Source organism: uncultured Rikenella sp., from assembly GCF_910579375.1.
Taxonomy (GTDB): Bacteria; Bacteroidota; Bacteroidia; order Bacteroidales; family Rikenellaceae; genus Rikenella.
Map to the genome: position 1 here is coordinate 1 of NZ_CAJTUJ010000036.1, position 15,757 is coordinate 15,757.

Annotated in this window: 16 protein-coding genes; 6 read left to right on the forward strand and 10 right to left on the reverse strand. The window is 58.2% G+C overall.

Annotated features, from left to right (window positions below):
• Positions 1-143 precede the first annotated feature (143 nt).
• On the reverse strand, positions 144-1,217 hold the full coding sequence (serC, locus tag QZ302_RS04920; RefSeq protein WP_294593146.1) for a 3-phosphoserine/phosphohydroxythreonine transaminase: 1,074 nt from the start codon (positions 1,215-1,217) through the stop codon (positions 144-146).
• Positions 1,218-1,418: 201 nt separating this feature from the next.
• Between serC and QZ302_RS04925 the strand changes: the two genes are divergently transcribed.
• The 3 genes from QZ302_RS04925 to nadD are packed head-to-tail and all read left to right on the forward strand — an operon-like array spanning position 1,419 to position 3,643.
• A complete protein-coding gene (locus QZ302_RS04925) occupies positions 1,419-2,300 on the forward strand; it encodes a YicC/YloC family endoribonuclease (protein ID WP_294593148.1) in 882 nt (293 codons plus the stop codon).
• Positions 2,301-2,315: 15 nt separating this feature from the next.
• Entirely contained in the window at positions 2,316-2,882 is a 567-nt protein-coding gene (gene gmk / locus QZ302_RS04930) for a guanylate kinase (protein ID WP_294593151.1), read from the forward strand.
• Positions 2,879-3,643: a nicotinate (nicotinamide) nucleotide adenylyltransferase gene (gene nadD, locus QZ302_RS04935; RefSeq protein ID WP_294593153.1), complete on the forward strand. Its 765-nt coding sequence runs from the start codon at positions 2,879-2,881 to the stop codon at positions 3,641-3,643. The genes gmk and nadD overlap by 4 nt, the downstream gene beginning before the upstream one ends.
• Before the next feature lie 62 nt (positions 3,644-3,705).
• Here the strand turns inward: nadD and QZ302_RS04940 are convergent, their stop codons facing one another.
• From QZ302_RS04940 to QZ302_RS04975, 8 genes are read right to left on the reverse strand one after another with little or no spacing between them, the layout of a single operon-like run.
• Complete coding sequence (locus tag QZ302_RS04940; protein ID WP_294593155.1) at positions 3,706-4,185, reverse strand: lipocalin family protein; 480 nt, start codon at positions 4,183-4,185, stop codon at positions 3,706-3,708.
• Positions 4,186-4,241: 56 nt separating this feature from the next.
• Positions 4,242-6,023, reverse strand: coding sequence for an aminopeptidase P family protein (locus QZ302_RS04945; RefSeq protein WP_294593157.1), 1,782 nt, complete (start codon positions 6,021-6,023; stop codon positions 4,242-4,244).
• Between the two features lie 4 nt (positions 6,024-6,027).
• On the reverse strand, positions 6,028-8,127 hold the full coding sequence (locus QZ302_RS04950) for a S46 family peptidase (protein ID WP_294593159.1): 2,100 nt from the start codon (positions 8,125-8,127) through the stop codon (positions 6,028-6,030).
• On the reverse strand, positions 8,124-8,744 hold the full coding sequence (locus tag QZ302_RS04955) for a Maf family nucleotide pyrophosphatase (protein WP_294593161.1): 621 nt from the start codon (positions 8,742-8,744) through the stop codon (positions 8,124-8,126). Before QZ302_RS04955 ends, QZ302_RS04950 begins: the two co-directional genes overlap by 4 nt.
• A 14-nt stretch (positions 8,745-8,758) precedes the next feature.
• Entirely contained in the window at positions 8,759-9,397 is a 639-nt protein-coding gene (locus QZ302_RS04960) for a fumarylacetoacetate hydrolase family protein (protein ID WP_294593164.1), read from the reverse strand.
• Positions 9,394-10,566, reverse strand: a complete 1,173-nt coding sequence (gene lpxB, locus QZ302_RS04965; RefSeq protein WP_294593166.1) for a lipid-A-disaccharide synthase — start codon at positions 10,564-10,566, stop codon at positions 9,394-9,396. The genes QZ302_RS04960 and lpxB overlap by 4 nt, the downstream gene beginning before the upstream one ends.
• Positions 10,567-10,572: 6 nt before the next feature.
• Entirely contained in the window at positions 10,573-11,253 is a 681-nt protein-coding gene (gene trmD, locus QZ302_RS04970) for a tRNA (guanosine(37)-N1)-methyltransferase TrmD (protein ID WP_294593168.1), read from the reverse strand.
• Positions 11,243-11,932, reverse strand: coding sequence for an MBL fold metallo-hydrolase (locus tag QZ302_RS04975; RefSeq protein WP_294593170.1), 690 nt, complete (start codon positions 11,930-11,932; stop codon positions 11,243-11,245). Before QZ302_RS04975 ends, trmD begins: the two co-directional genes overlap by 11 nt.
• Before the next feature lie 87 nt (positions 11,933-12,019).
• Here QZ302_RS04975 and rlmD point away from each other — a divergent pair, with 87 nt between their 5' ends.
• From rlmD to QZ302_RS04990, 3 genes are read left to right on the forward strand one after another with little or no spacing between them, the layout of a single operon-like run.
• Positions 12,020-13,429, forward strand: coding sequence for a 23S rRNA (uracil(1939)-C(5))-methyltransferase RlmD (gene rlmD, locus QZ302_RS04980; protein WP_294593172.1), 1,410 nt, complete (start codon positions 12,020-12,022; stop codon positions 13,427-13,429).
• A gap of 14 nt (positions 13,430-13,443) precedes the next feature.
• Entirely contained in the window at positions 13,444-14,100 is a 657-nt protein-coding gene (gene mnmD, locus QZ302_RS04985) for a tRNA (5-methylaminomethyl-2-thiouridine)(34)-methyltransferase MnmD (RefSeq protein ID WP_294593178.1), read from the forward strand.
• A 15-nt stretch (positions 14,101-14,115) separates the two neighbouring features.
• Positions 14,116-14,523, forward strand: coding sequence for a cytidine deaminase (locus QZ302_RS04990; RefSeq protein ID WP_294593174.1), 408 nt, complete (start codon positions 14,116-14,118; stop codon positions 14,521-14,523).
• A gap of 265 nt (positions 14,524-14,788) precedes the next feature.
• Here the strand turns inward: QZ302_RS04990 and QZ302_RS04995 are convergent, their stop codons facing one another.
• Positions 14,789-15,511 (reverse strand): RluA family pseudouridine synthase, encoded by a 723-nt coding sequence (locus QZ302_RS04995; protein ID WP_294593176.1) that lies wholly within the window; start codon positions 15,509-15,511, stop codon positions 14,789-14,791.
• Positions 15,512-15,757: the final 246 nt, after the last annotated feature.

Below are 15,757 nucleotides of genomic sequence, written 5' to 3' on the forward strand. Positions count from 1 at the left end.
GCGCTCGCCGAGAAAACCACAGCCCGACAGATTCACGAAGAATGAGGACTGCGGAGCCTAAGGCGTAGCGTAGCTATCACGAAAGTTCTTTGCGCCGCTTTCTTACAAGAAAGCGGCAGTTCCAACCGGCACAAAGAATACAGTTAAATGTACTGTTTTTCGAATTCCTGCATGCAGTCTACCAGTGCCTGGACACTCTCCTTCGGCATCGCATTGTAGAGCGAAGCCCGGAAGCCCCCCACCAGGCGGTGACCCTTGATTCCCACCATCCCGCGTTCTTTGGCGAAATCGAGGAACGCACTCGGTTCCAAATCCTTGTGCGCGTCGCTGTAAACGAAGCAGACATTCATCAGCGAGCGGTCTTCTACGGCAGCTGTCCCCGTGAACATTGAGTTGCGGTCGATCTCGTTATAGAGAAGCGCCGCTTTCTCTTCGTTCAGTTTCTGGATCGCCGGAACGCCGCCGATCGACTTGAGCCACTTCAACGTTTCGCGCACCACGTAGATCGGGAACACCGGCGGCGTGTTGAACATCGATCCACCCTCCACATGCGTGCGGTAGTCCAGCATGGTCGGAATCGGTCGCGAAACCTTGCCCAATATGTCGTTGCGGACGATAACGAAAGTCACCCCCGCCGGCCCGAGATTCTTCTGTGCCCCGCCGTAGATCAGGCCGTATTTCGACACGTCCACCGGCCGCGAAAGAATGTCCGACGACATATCCGCCACGAGTGTCACCGGCGAGTCGATGTCGGTCTTGTACTCCGTCCCGAAGATCGTGTTGTTGGTCGTGATGTGCAGGTAGTCCAGATCCGTCGGAATCGTGTATCCTTTCGGAATGTACGAGAAGTTCTTGTCTTCCGACGAAGCCACCGTTTCGACCTCGCCGAACAGTTTGGCCTCTTTCAGCGCCTTTTTGGCCCACACCCCGGTATTGATATACCCGGCTCTCTTTTCCAGCAGGTTGAACGGCACCATGCAGAACTGCATGCTCGCCCCGCCGCCCAGGAAGAGGACGCTGTACCCCTCCGGAATGTGCAGCAGCTCTTTGAACAGTGCCACCGCTTCGTCCAGTACCTCTTCGAAATCTTTCGTGCGGTGCGAGATTTCGAGCACCGACAGACCGATGCCATTGAGGTCCAATACGGCTTTGGCTGCGTTTTCGACCGCTACGCGGGGCAGGATCGAAGGCCCGGCGGAAAAGTTGTGTTTCTTCATATCGAGTTTGTATTTCTTAAGATGTACGCCTGTTCGGGTGGCCGGAAGTCCGGCGGATAGAAAGCCCAAATATCGGAAAATATTATCCAATCGTGAAATTTTCAAGGGGATTTTGTTCCGGGGCGAGGCGCGGGAGCTGAGGCCCGAGGGAAAAATGAGAAATTCGCGTTATATTTGCTCGGTATAAATCAGTGAATCGTTATGGTAAAGTCGATGACCGGCTACGGTCGTGCCGAACGGCACACGAAGCAGCGCAAAATAATCGTTGAAATCAAGAGTCTGAACAGCAAACAGTTGGATATGTCGGTGCGGATTCCGACCCTGTATCGGGAGAAGGAGTACGACATTCGCAATACGGTGGGTAAGGCGTTGGGGCGGGGAAAGGTAGACCTCTGCGTCTCGTTCGAGAACCTCGGAGGGGCCAAGACCGGGTGCGGCGGGACGATCAATGCGGCGTTGTTCAAATCCTACTATGAGCAGCTCGTGCGACTGCGGAGCGAGGTGGGCGATACGAACGGCAACGAACCGCTGATGACGGCGGTGTTGCGGCTGCCGGAGGTGATGCAGACCGAGATGGTGAGGGTCGATCCGGAGGAGTGGACGGCATTGGCCGAAGCGGTGAACGAGGCGGTGGAGAACCTGAACCGGTTCCGGGAGCAGGAGGGTGAGGTGCTTATCGCAGACCTCCTGAAACGGATCGATACGATCGAGGAGCTGGCGGCCCAGATCGTGCCGCTGGAGGGAGAGCGGATCGAGACGGTGCGGGCGCGGTTGAGGGACAATCTGGAGGCGTTGCAGGTGAAGGTAGACCATAACCGGTTCGAGCAGGAGATCATCTACTACCTCGAAAAGTTCGATATCACGGAGGAGAAGGTGCGGCTCAAGCAGCATTGCGACTATTTCCGGACGGTGGCCCGGGAGTCGGAGGGGGTGGGACGCAAGTTGGGTTTCATCGCGCAGGAGATCGGACGCGAGATCAATACGACGGGCTCCAAGGCGAACCATGCGGGGATTCAAAAGCTGGTGGTGCGGATGAAGGACGAGTTGGAAAAGATCAAGGAACAGTTACTCAACCTCTTGTAAAAAACGTTTCGAGCTATGGGCAAAGTCTTGATATTCTCGGCGCCGTCGGGATCGGGTAAAACGACGATCGTTCGGCACCTGTTGGAGCGCTTTCCGGAGCTGGAGTTTTCGATTTCGGCCACGTCGCGGGCGCCGCGGGGAGCGGAACGCGACGGGGTGGACTACTACTTTTTGGACGACGCGGAGTTTCGGGCGCGAGTGGAACAGGGCGAGTTCGTGGAGTGGGAGGAGGTCTATGCCGGGACGTGCTACGGGACGTTGAGGGCCGAAATCGACCGGATTTGGGATCGGGAGCATGTGGTGGTCTTCGATGTCGATGTCGTGGGGGCATTGAATATCAAAAAGTTGTTCGGCGATCAGGCTTTGTCGATCTTCATCATGCCGCCGTCGGTGGAGGTGTTGCGGGCCCGGTTGGAGGGGCGCGGCACCGACTCGCCGGAAGCGATCGAACGGCGGCTGGCCAAGGCGGAACAGGAGATCGCCTATGCGTCGAAATTCGACCGGGTGATTGTCAATGACGACCTGGAGACGGCTTATGCGGAGGCGCGGCGGGTGGTCGGCGATTTTCTGGCCGGGCGATGAGGCGGAGCGGAGAGAGACGAATCGCGCTCCTGATGGGGTCGTTCAATCCGGTGCACGGCGGGCATCTGGCGGTGGCGCGGTATGTGTTGGAGCGAGAGCTGGCGGAGGAGGTGTGGATGGTGGTGTCGCCGCAAAATCCGTTGAAAAGTCCGGAGGAGCTGGCTCCTTTTGAGGATCGGCTGGAGATGGTGCGGTTGGCTTTGGAGGAGATCGGCGAGGCGCGGCTCCGGGTTTGCGATGTCGAACGCGATCTGCCCTACCCTTCTTACACGATTCACACGATCGAGTATCTGCAACGTCTCTATCCGGATGCGGTATTTACGATTCTGGCGGGCAGCGACATTGCCGCCCAGTTGCCGCGGTGGCATCGGTCGGAGGAGTTGCAGCGGCGGGTGCGTTTTCTGTTCTATCCGCGAGGCGGCGGCGTGGCTTCGCCGGAGATGGCGCAGGCGCCGGGATTCGAGATCGACTCGACGTCGATTCGGCGGACGTTGGCCTCAGGCGGAGATTTGGCGGAGGATGCGGTGCCGGAGGCGGTGCAGGCTTATATCCGTGAACGGGGATTGTACGGGGCGGCCGGAGGAGCGGATTTCTATTTCGAACGGGGACGATCGTATTATCGACAGAATGATTTCGGTCGGGCGCTCAACGATTTCAACCGGGCGCTGGAGTTGGAGCCGGGGCATACGGCGGCGCGGGAGATGCGCGATATGACGGAGGCGATTTTCAACTTCCGGAATTTCGACCTCTATAATCCGTGAGGAATATTTTTGCTATAAAGCGGCGCGGGGACATTTCATGAATGAAATGTCCCCGCGGTTTTTTAGTACGGTGTCCGGTCGTTCTGTTCGGTGAAATGGAGTTTCGAGGTGTCGAAACCGCGTTGTCGGGCCACATCGAGCAGCTGTTGCGTCGTTTCTTGCGACAGTTGCGGCTGTCGTGACAGAATCCACAAGGTCTTGTGCCGCTTACCCGCCACCAGAGCGTACTGGTAGTCCGGATCCAAGGCCAGAATGTAGTACGGTGCGTAGAAAGGCCCGAAGAAGGAGACTTTCAGAAAGCCCGGACGGACGGGGTCTTTCGGCGCTCCTAATTTCGCCTTGCCCTCTGCGGTGACTGTCGGGCCGTCGGGCGAACCGCGCCGACCGGTGTTCACGATTCGTATCTTGCCGTCCGACCGCAAACTGTATTCGGCGGTGACGGCATACATATCACGTTCGAACCGGTAGTCGAACCGGGCGATTTCGTACCATTTTCCTAAATAACGCCTCGGATCGAAGCCGGTAATCGTTTCGTATTCCATTGTTCGATAGTTTATTAAGGGTTTGTACCGAACGTCGGAAACATCAAGAAGCGTGCCTAAATCGGGCGGGTCTTCTCCGCCAACCAGGCGCGCTCCTCGGGCGTCAGCCGGGGTGAGAGTCGTTCATACACCGCGGCATGATACCGGTTCAGCCAGTCGCGCTGATCGGCGTCCAACGTCCCGATTTCGACAGCCCGCAGCGAGATGGGGCACAAGGTCAGCGGTTCGAACCGCAGAAAACCGGTCGGACACCCCTCTTCCGTCACCAGCGTCAGGTTTTCGATTCGTATCCCGTGCCTCCCCGTGAGGTATAATCCCGGTTCGCAGCTCTGTACCATGCCCGGTTGCAAGGTCACTGGATTTTCGTTCATCCGGATCGACTGAGGCCCCTCGTGTACGCACAGGCAGTGCCCTACCCCATGCCCAGTCCCGTGCAGGTAGTTCAGCCCGGCTTGCCATAGGTGACGACGTGCCAACACGTCCAATTGAGTGCCTCGTGTCCCGGTCGGAAACTGAGCGGCGCTCAGATCGATCATCCCCCGTAAAACGGCAGTATAATCCCTCCGCTGCTCCTCTGTGGGCGTGCCGAAATGGTAGGTGCGCGTGATGTCGGTCGTTCCGAATGGGTACTGCCCGCCGCTGTCGATCAGTAGAAAACTGTCGGTGCCGATCGCCCGGTCGCTCTCCTCGGAGACGGCATAGTGTACGATCGCCCCGTGCGAACCATATCCGGCAATGGTTTCGAAACTTTCGCCGCGGAAATCGGGATCGGCTGTCCGAAAAGCGTGCAACCGGTCGGTGATCTCCCGTTCAGTAGGCCGTCCGCCCGCTTCGACCGTCTGTTCGAGCCACCGTTCGAACCGCACCAATGCCGCTCCGTCCACCTCCATGGCTCGTCGGAATCCGTCGATTTCGATCGGGTTTTTGACGGCTTTCAGCAGGGCGATCGAACTGTAAGGCGTTGTCTCCTCTTCGATTCGAGCTCTGGCAGCTTCCAAAGCGGCGTAATGAAACTGATCCAGCCCCTCCGGATGTACCACAACCGGTCGATTCGCCAGCGTAGCGAGGTAGGCGTCGAAAGCCTCGTAAGCCCGTACTTCCACCCCCTCGGCAGCCAATTGTTCCCGTTCCTGCGGGCCGAATCGTTCCGGTGCGGTGAAGAGCAGCGCGCGTTCCGGTTCGACCGCCAGATAGCTGATGACGAGCGGATTGTATTCGATATCTGTACCCCTGATATTCAGCGTCCAGGCGATTTCGTCCAGCACGGCGACTATCCGTACCGCCTCTTCTGGCTTTCCGCCGCCCAATGCCCGGATGCGTTGCAGTTTCGAGCGGGTCGATTCGCCGCTGTATCGTTCCTCTACAATCGTGGCCGGTTCGGCCGGAATGTCCGGTCTTCCGTCCCAAATCGTGTCGAACGGATCGGAACAGCCGACCAAGGTCATCCCCCTCTCCGCCGCCTCGTCCGCCAGCCGCAGGAAAGCTCGGTGGCTGAACAAACGACTGTCAATGCCGATTCGTCGCACATCGGACTGTGCGGCCAGCCACTCCATCATCTCCGGCGTCCCGACCAGCCCCATGCGCTGGAGTTCAATGCCGTTGCCGTCAAGCTGTGCCTCGGCTTGCAGAAAGTAGCGCGAGTCGGTCCACAAAGCGGCCTGTGTCCGTGTCACGACCACCGTTCCCGCCGATCCGTCGAACCCGCTGATCCACGCTCGACAAGCCCAGCGCGAAGCGACGTATTCGCTGAAATGAGGGTCGTTCGACGGCACGATAAAGGCTTCGACCCCCTCCGCTGCCATCCACTCCCGCAGTTTTTCCAGACGACTCCGAATCATGTCTCTATTTCGCAAATTTCATTTCGTCCAATAGATAGCCCGCGCCGCCGACCCGGTCGATCAGGAACAAGGCGTAGCGGATGTCCAGCGCGATATTGCGGCACACGACCGGATCGTACTCCAGGTCGGACATCGTCCCCTCCCAGCAGCGGTCGAAGTTCACGCCGATCAACTCGCCCCGGGCGTTCAGCACCGGGCTGCCCGAGTTGCCGCCCGTGGTGTGGTTCGTGGCGATGAAAGCCACCGGCACCGTCCCGTTCACCGCCCAACGGCCATAGTCTTTCGCCTCGTACAATTGCCGCAGCCGGGCCGGTACGTCGTAGTCGTAGATCTCCGGATTGTCCTTCTCCATTACCCCGTCGAGGGTCGAGAAGGGTTCGTAGCAGACCGCGTCCGCCGGCCGGTAGCCGTCCAACTTGCCGTAGGCGATGCGCAAGGTCGAGTTGGCGTCCGGATAGAACGCGTGTTCGCCCCGCCGCATCTCCATCATGCCCCGCATATAGGTGCGGTATTCGCGGTCGATCTGTTTGTTCAGCGCCGCATAAGTCGGTTCTATCCGGTTTTTGTAGACCTCCGTGAAAGTCCGATAAGCTCCCACAGCGGTGTCGTTGTCGATAACATTGTGCATGGCAGTCGTATCTTCCGAGGCCAGCAGGCTGTTCACCCGGGATGAATCGGTAAAGAGGCTGGCGGCGAAAATCGCTGCTATATCTGTGGTTGCTCCGGTCGGCCGGAATCGTTCCGGAACGTTGCGGAGGTATTCGCTCATCAGCACCCCCGCCGTCTCCCGGTCGATAGCCGCGGAGTAGTCTTTGAAAAAGAGGTCGGCATCGTTCTGCAATCTGGCGAGTGTTTTCGGGGTCAAATCCTTGGCGTCGGCGAACTTTCCGGCGAACTTGAGCAGCTCGATGGCCAGAACGGCCTCCGCATGGTAGTCCCGCGCAAAGGCATACGGCTCCAGCGAGTCGTACAGCGCCGCCAGCCTCTGCGTGGTGCCCGCATATTCCGGCTTATCGGCCGCCCAGACTTCGAATTTCGCTTCGAAGTCGCGTTTCTTATCGACCGTTCCCAAACGCTGCAATCCTTTCATCTCGCCCTGCCACTTTTTCCAGGCGTTCGACACGCTGGCGTTTTTCGCCGCATACTGGATCCGGACTTTCGGATCGGCCGCCTGCGCCCGGTTCATGATGTTCAGCCGCAGCGTCCGCAGGTTCACTTTGTGCGGGTCGCTCTTCTCTTCGATGTAGCGCACGGCCTCGGAGTGCAGGTACTGGTAAGTCCGTCCCGGGAAGCCGTAGACGAAGGTGAAATCGCCGGGACGCATCCCGCGCAGCGAGATGGTGAACGATTTTTTCGGCACGTAAGGTACATTCTCCGGCGAATATTTTGCAGGTTTGTTGTCCCGCCCCGCATAGACGCGGAAGATGGAGAAATCCCCCGTGTGCCGCGGCCACATCCAGTTGTCGGTATCGCCTCCGAACTTGCCCACCGCCGACGGCGGAGCGAAAACCAACCGCACGTCTTCGAACACTTCGTAGACGAAGAGAAAATATTGATTCCCATAATACAACGCCTCGACCGAAGCTTTGTAGTGATTCCCTTCGGTAGCCGCCCGGACGACGGCTTCTTTGTTGGCGTCAATTCTCTTTTGCCGTTCCGCTTCGCTCATCTCTGGGGTAACGCCGGCGAGAATCCGGTCGGTCACGTCGCTCATCTCGACCAGAAAGCTCACGACGAGGCCCGGATTGGGCAACTCTTCGCTGCGGTTCATGGCGGCGAAACCGTGGGTCAGGTAGTCGTGTTCCACGGAGCTGTGCTGCTGAATCTGTCCGTACCCGCAATGGTGGTTGGTGATCAGGAGCCCCTGATCGGAGATCAGTTCGCCGGTGCAGCCGCTGCCGAACCGCACGATGGCGTCTTTCAGGCTGACCCGGTTCACGGCATACAAGTCCTGTGCCTTGAGCCGGAATCCCTTGGCGCGCATATCTTTGATGCGCCCCTGTTCGATCAGGCTCGGTAGCCACATCCCCTCGTCGGCCCGCACCGCAGGGCGGCCGAACAGCAGGAGGCCGCAGGTCAGAGCGAATAGAGTCGATTTTTTCATATCTCGTTCATGGATTTATGATTAGCACTGTATCGTGTCCGGATAAAGTCGGTCAGTTTCGTGTACAAAAGCCGCGTGGGCAGCCCCATGACGTTGTAGAACGATCCGTCGATGCGTTCGATGCCCACATAGCCGATCCACTCCTGAATCCCGTATGCCCCCGCCTTGTCATACGGTCGGAAAGTGTCGACGTAAAAGGCAATTTCGTCCGCAGAAAGCGCCCCGAACGTTACCGCCGTAGTCTCCGAAAAGGTGACTTGTGCCGCGTGGTTCCGAATCGTCACGCCGGTTGTGACGTGGTGTGTGCCTTCCGACAAGGTATTCAGCATTTCTACAGCCGCTTGTCGGTCTTTCGGCTTGCCGAGCGCCTGTTCGCTGAGCAAAACGAGGGTGTCGGCCGTGATGAGTATCTGGTTCTCCGCCAATGGTATCGGATAGGCTTCCGATTTCAGGCGGGAGAGATAGCCCGGAACCTCCGCCAGCGGTAGCGAGGCGGGATAACGCTCTTCGGCCGCATAAGCGTCAGCCACCCGAAACGGGATCGCCATCCCGGTCAATAACTCTCGCCGTCGCGGTGAACCGCTGGCGAGAATGATGTCTAAATCTTTGAATTCCACTCGATTTTTCGGTGTTATTTGATCTGGAAATCTAACATAGGGCGCCCTTCCAATTCCGCGGTAATCCGGTCGCCGATATGCACTTGTCCCACCCCGACCGGCGTCCCGGTGAAGAGCAGGTCGCCGATCCGCAGGGTGACGAACTGCGACACGTACGCAATCAGCCGATCCACGCCGAAAATCATATCTCCCGTAAATCCCGTCTGTTTCCGTTCGCCGTTCAAATCCATCGAGAAATGGATGTTTTGGATATCAGGCAATTCCGCTTTCGGTACAAAGACCGGCGCAATGGCCGCCGAGTGGTCAAATCCTTTGGCGATCTCCCACGGAAGCCCCTCGGCCTTGCACCGCCGTTGCAGGTCGCGGGCCGTGAAATCGATCCCCAGCCCCACCTCTTCGTAACAACGATGGGCGAACCGCTCTTCGATCCCCTTGCACAACCGGTTGATTCGCACCACCAACTCGCACTCGTATTGCATGTCTTGTGAAAAGTCGGGCAGGTAGAACGGATCGTTGTTCCGCAGCAGCGCCGTGTCCGGCTTGATGAAAAAGACCGGCTCCCGCGGGGCTTCCCGCGGCGTCTGTTCGTCCCACACCGACGGCAGCTCCCGGACGTGTTCCGGGTAGTTCATGCCGATACAGATAATCTTCATTTCGAATGATTTACGTGTAACAACCGTACCATCTCGTCCGCCACGCGCACCGATGCTCCCGGCTCGCCCACCACCCGGCGCAACTCCCCGAAATCCTGCATGATCCGCTCGTGTTTCACCCCGTCCGGCAACACCGCACGCAACTCCGCTTCCGCCGCCTCCAGCGTAAAGTCGGTCTGGATCAACTCGCGGATCGCCTCCCGGTCGAGGATCAGATTGACCAGCGAAATAAAGCGCAATCGTGCACTCACCACCTTTTTCGCAATCCAGAAACTCACAGCCGATCCGCGGTAGCAGACCACCTCCGGAATCCCCAGCAAAGCCGTTTCGAGCGTCGCTGTCCCCGAGGTGACCAGCGCCGCCGCCGAACGGGCGATCGTTTCGTAAGTCCGGTCGCAGACGAACCGCACATCGCTCCCCTCTAAATAGTTGTCGTACAGCGATCTGTCGAGCCACGAAACTCCCGTTACCACAAACTGATATTCCGGAAACCGTCGCGCTACGGCCACCATATTCGGCAAATTATACCGAATCTCTGAAGCCCTGCTTCCCGCCACCAGCGCAATGATCGGCCGCTCTTCCAAACCGTTTTCTGTCCGAAAAGCCTTGTCATTCTCCGGCGTCACCGCCGGTCGCCCGGCGATGGCGTCCATCAGCGGATTGCCCGCATAGAAAGCCTCGATCCCATGTCGCCGGAAATAGTCGGTTTCGAACGGGAAAATGATGAAGAGCCGGTCGACATATCTCCGTAAATCCTTGACGCGCCGCTCTTTCCACGCCCAGACCTTCGGGGCGATGTAATAAAAGACCTTCGGCCTGTTGACACCTGTCGGCCAGAGATGCTCGTGGGCAAATTTCGCCATTCGCAGATTGAAGCCCGGATAATCTATGAGAATCAGCGCATCAGGATGGTAAGCCGCGATGTCTTCCCGACAGAAACGCATCTGTCGACCGATCCGCCGCAGGTTCTTGAGCACTTCCCAAAAACCCATGATCGAAGCCTCTTTGTAGTGTTTAACCAGCTGTCCGCGGTTACCCGCCGCTTCGACCATCTTGTCGCCGCCCCAGAAACGGAATTCGGTCTCCGGATCGGCCGCGAGCAGCCCTTTGATGAGGTTCGAACCGTGCAAATCTCCGGACGCTTCGCCGGCTATGATGTAATACTTCATATAATCCTATTTAATCTCCAGTAAATCGGGTCTTAATCGTTTGGTTCGTTCGAAAGCCTGATCTTCCTGCCACCGCGAAATCTCGGCGAAATTTCCGGACAGCAGCACGTCCGGCACCCGCCATCCGTTGAACTCCGCCGGGCGTGTATAAACCGGCGGTGCCAGCAGGTTGTCCTGGAAACTGTCCGTCAGGGCCGAACACTCGTCGCCGATCGCTCCCGGCAGAATTCGCACCACGCTGTCCGTAATGATTGCCGCCGCCAGCTCGCCGCCCGTCAGCACATAGTCCCCGATCGAGATTTCGCGGGTAATCAGATGTTCCCGCACCCGATAGTCCACCCCTTTGTAGTGTCCGCACAGGATAATGAGATTCCCTAATGTAGACAACCGGTTGGCCTCCTGCTGGTTGTATGTAATCCCGTCCGGTGACGTGTAAATGACCTCGTCGTACTCCCGTTCGGAGCGTAATTGTGTGATAATCTTATAGATCGGCTCTACCTTCATGACCATCCCCGCCTCGCCGCCGAACGGGTAGTCGTCCGCCGTGCGATGTTTGTCCTCACAGTAGTCCCGCAGGTTGTGGATGTGTATTTCGACCAGCCCCTTGTCCTGTGCCCGCTTGATGATCGATTCGCTCAGGGCGCCGTCCAACAGTTTGGGCAGCAGGGTGATAATATCAATTCTCATGCGTCGTGCGATCGCTTTTGTAGTTCACGTCGCCGCGCAACGCTTCGACGATGAACGGGTTGAACATCACTTCGTGCGCCACGGTACTGCCCGGCCCGTGTCCCGGAAAGATGCGGGTGTCGCCGCCCAGCGGAATCACCTGACTGATAATGCTCTCCATCAGGGTCGGATAGCTTCCGCCCGGCAAGTCCGTCCGACCGATGCTCTCTTTGAACAGCAGGTCGCCCGTCAGCAACAACTCTGCGTCCGGTACATGGATCGCGACGTGTCCCGGCGAGTGTCCCGGGGTCTGGAGGATACGGAGGGTGCTGTTCCCCACCGGAATGGTCTCGGTCTCCGCGAGGTCGACCTCCACCGTCGGAATCGGATCGATGTCGAAGCCCATATCGGCATAGCAGTGGGCCATCTCCAGAAGGGGCCGGTCGTTGTGATGCAGGGCGAAAGGAATCCCCCACTGCCGTTTGGCGAACTCCACGCCGCAGATATGATCCACATGGCCGTGCGTATTGATGGCCATCATAGGTCGCAGGTCGTTTTTTTCGATGAAAGCGGCGAGGGTCTGCCGTTCCTGTTCCGTCGAGCAGCCGACGTCGACGAGGACGCACTGTTTCGTCTCGTCGAACAGCACGTAGGTGTTTTCGCCGAACGGGTTGAAGGTAAGGGTGGCCAGTTTGAGCATAAGGCGAGGAAGGTAAAGGGTTATCGCCTCCAAATTTACGAAATTTACCCGTATCTTTGCCTCTATACCGAAATCGAGCAATCATTTATGAAACCGAGAAAGAGCAAATATCCGCAGATCGAGGCGCTGGAGATCACCGATATAGCCGCCGAGGGAAAGTCGCTGGGAAAATATAACGATGTGGTGGTTTTCGTGCCCCATACGGTGCCGGGCGATGTGGTTCGCGTCCAGATCAACAACAAACGGCGGCGGTTTATGGAGGGGTATGTGCTGGATTTCGTGCAATATTCGCCGCTTCGGGTCGAGCCTTTCTGCAAACATTACGGCGAGTGCGGGGGGTGCAAGTGGCAGGCGCTGCCCTACCCGATGCAGCTGGAGTACAAGCAGCGGCAGGTGGCCGGCCAGCTTCGACGGCTGGGGGGGATCGAATTGCCGGAGATTTCGCTGATCATCGGGTCGGAGAAGAGCGAATATTACCGGAATAAACTGGAATTCACCTTTTCGGATAAGCGGTGGGTGCCGCGGGCGGAGGTGGCCGAAGGGGCGGCGACGGGGGACGGCGATGCGCTGGGGTTTCATATTCCGGGGATGTTCGACAAGGTGCTGGACGTCGAGTGGTGTCACCTGCAACCGGAGCCTTCGAATGCCATTCGGTTGGAGGTCAAACGGTTCGTGCAGGAAAACGGGATGGAGTTTTACAACCTGCGGGAGCATCGGGGGTTGTTGCGGAATATCATTGTCCGGACTTCAACGACCGGCGAGGTGATGGTGACGGTGGTCTTTGCGCGGGAGGATGCGGTGGCCCGGACGGCTCTGTTGGAGCACTTGCGGGTGCGGTTTCCGGAGATTACTTCGCTCAATTATATCATCAATGAGAAACTGAACGATTCCATCGGGGATCAGGAGGTGTTCTGTTACTCTGGTAAGCCGTATATGGAGGAGCGGATGGAGAATCTGACCTTCCGGATCAATCCCAAGTCGTTCTACCAGACCAATTCGGAACAGGCGTATAATCTCTATAAGGTGGCGCGCGATTTTGCGGAGCTGACGGGCGATGAGGTGGTCTACGACCTCTATACGGGGACGGGGACGATCGCCAATTTCGTGGCGGCGAGGGCGAAACGGGTCGTCGGGATCGAATATGTGCCCGAGGCGATCGAGGATGCCAAACAGAATTCGGCGCTCAACGGGATCGGGAATACGCTGTTCTTCGCGGGGGATATGAAGGATGTGCTGAATGCGGAGTTCATTGCCGAACACGGGCGTCCGGACGTGATTATTCTCGATCCGCCGCGGGCGGGGATTCACGGCGATGTGGCGGCGACGATTCTGGCGGCGGCTCCGCGACGGATCGTCTACGTGAGCTGCAATCCGGCGACGCAGGCGCGCGATTTGGCGATTTTCGATTCGGCTTACCGGGTGACCCGGGTGCAGCCGGTGGACATGTTTCCGCACACGCACCATGTCGAGAATGTGGTGCAGCTGGTGCGGCGTTAATCTGGGGCGGCGTGATGGAGTTTTTGAAGACGGAAGACGGGTCGATGACGGTGCGCCATCCGGTGCTGGGCGAGCTTTACCACTCGGATCGGGGGGCGGTGGGCGAGGCGGAGCATGTCTATATCCGGGCCGGATTCGAGACGGTCTCTGCCGGGGAGGCGGCGGTGTTCGAGGTGGGTTTCGGAACGGGGCTCAATGCGTGGCTGACCTTGCGGCGGGCTGCGGAGACGGGGCGGCGGGTGGATTATCGGGCGGTCGAGCTCTACCCGGTGGAGCGGGAGGATGCGGCGCGGCTGAATTATACGGATGATCCGCTTTTCCTGGAATTGCACGATGCGACGTGGGACGGGGCCCGGCACGAGGTGGGAGCGGGATGCGGGCTGACGAAGTATTGGACGGATCTGCTGCGGTTCGATTTCGCGCCGTTGGCGGAATGCTTCGATGTGATCTATTTCGATGCTTTCGCGCCGGATGCGCAACCGGAACTCTGGTCGGCGGAGGTGATGGAGCGGATGTTTTCGATTCTGAAGCCGGGCGGCGTGCTGGTGACCTATTCGGCCAAGGGGACGGTCAAACAGGCTTTGCGGACGGCCGGGTTCGAGGTGGTGCGGTTGCCGGGGGCGTTGGGCAAACGGCATATGGTGCGGGCGGTGAAACCGTCGGTGGAATAATAACGGATTTTTCTTATGGAAGACAAGGAACTGGTGGCAAGGGCGTTGGAGGCGGCGCAACGGGCATGGGCACCCTATTCCCGCTTTCGGGTGGGTGCGGCGGTGCTTTTGGAAGACGGCGGAGTCGTGTGCGGGAACAATCAGGAGAATCGGGCGTTCCCGTTGGGGAGTTGTGCGGAGCGGGTGGCGGTGAATTATGCGCGGGCGACTTTTCCGGAGTTGCGGGTGGTGGCGATTGCGATCGCTTCGCCGGATTCGAAGGTGCCGGTAGTGCCGTGCGGCGGGTGTCGGGAGCTGCTCCTGGAGGCGGTGCGGGCACAGGGAGCGCAGGATATACGGGTGTTGATGGCGGATCGAACGGGGGATTCGGTTCGGGAGGCGATGGTGTCGGAATTGTTGCCTTTCGCTTTCGAACTCGAATAGCGGGGAAGAGTTCAGACAGTCTTTCAGGGTCGCCGTCCTGTTTATTCCGAGAGGCAACGCAACGGAAGACCGAAGCCACGACTAGCCATGCTGAAAGGTTCGAGTACTGTCATGTGAAATGCTAAGCATACACCCCGGTAACGATTTTCCGAGGCGAGAGGTACGCGTGACCAAATGTATCCGTGATAGCCTGTGACACCTGGTGCGCCCGAGGTGTTGTCGCGGAAGCCCGGGGCGGCCGTGATGATGGATTTTTTCTCTGCTGCTATTCCGAATTCGAGTTGGTCGCTCTCTCAAAGAAGGCCCACAGTGTATCGTCTGCCGGTGTCGGTGCTTCGACGGTAATCGTTTTGTGCGTGACCGGGTGTTCGAAACTCAGGCGTCTGGCCCACAAGGATATCCCGCCGTCTTTATTGGAACGAGCCGCACCGTATTTCAGGTCGCCTTTGATCGGACAACCGATCTTGCCGAGTTGACACCGGATCTGGTGGTGCCGCCCGGTCAGCAGCTCGATTTCCAACAGATGATAACGGTCGCCGGAGGCCAGAAGTTTGTATCGCAAAATCGCCTCTTTCGCCTCCCCTCTCAGCCGCTCCGGAACTGCTGCGAGCGTTTCATAAGCCGTCGATTTGTTGGTCTTTCCGTTGCGAATGATGTAGTGCTTTAATTCTCCCGTCGCATTTTTGTCGGAAGGTCGGTTTTCGACGATCGCCCAATAGATTTTCCGAAACCGCCGCTGCTTGAGTTGTTCGTTGAGCCGTACCAAAGCCTTGGATGTCCGGGCCAGCAGTACGGCGCCTCCGACCGGTCGATCGATCCGGTGGACGACACCCAAAAAAACGGCTCCCGGCTTGGCGTATTTCACTTTGATATAATCCTTTACGGTCTCTTCCAGCGCGGGCCCTCCCGACTGGTCGGGCTGTACGAGCTCGCCGGGACGTTTGTTGACCACGATCACGTGGTTGTCTTCGTAAAGTACTTCTACCATAGTGTGAGAAAGATATAAAAATCCCGCCGGCCTTCCGGTCTACCAAATGGGGGCGAGTAGACCGAAAGCAAGTGCCGACGGGAAAAAATCATTCGTTTATTTTGTGTACTCTGCTGGAACCGTACCTTTCTTGAAAGAAAGGTACCCAAAGAACTTTTGCAGAGGTCGTCCCCATGGGACGACCACGGGTTCTCTCTGTCTTGTTTCGTTGGGCTGTGGTTTTCCGGTGGGGGCGCATTGGGGTAA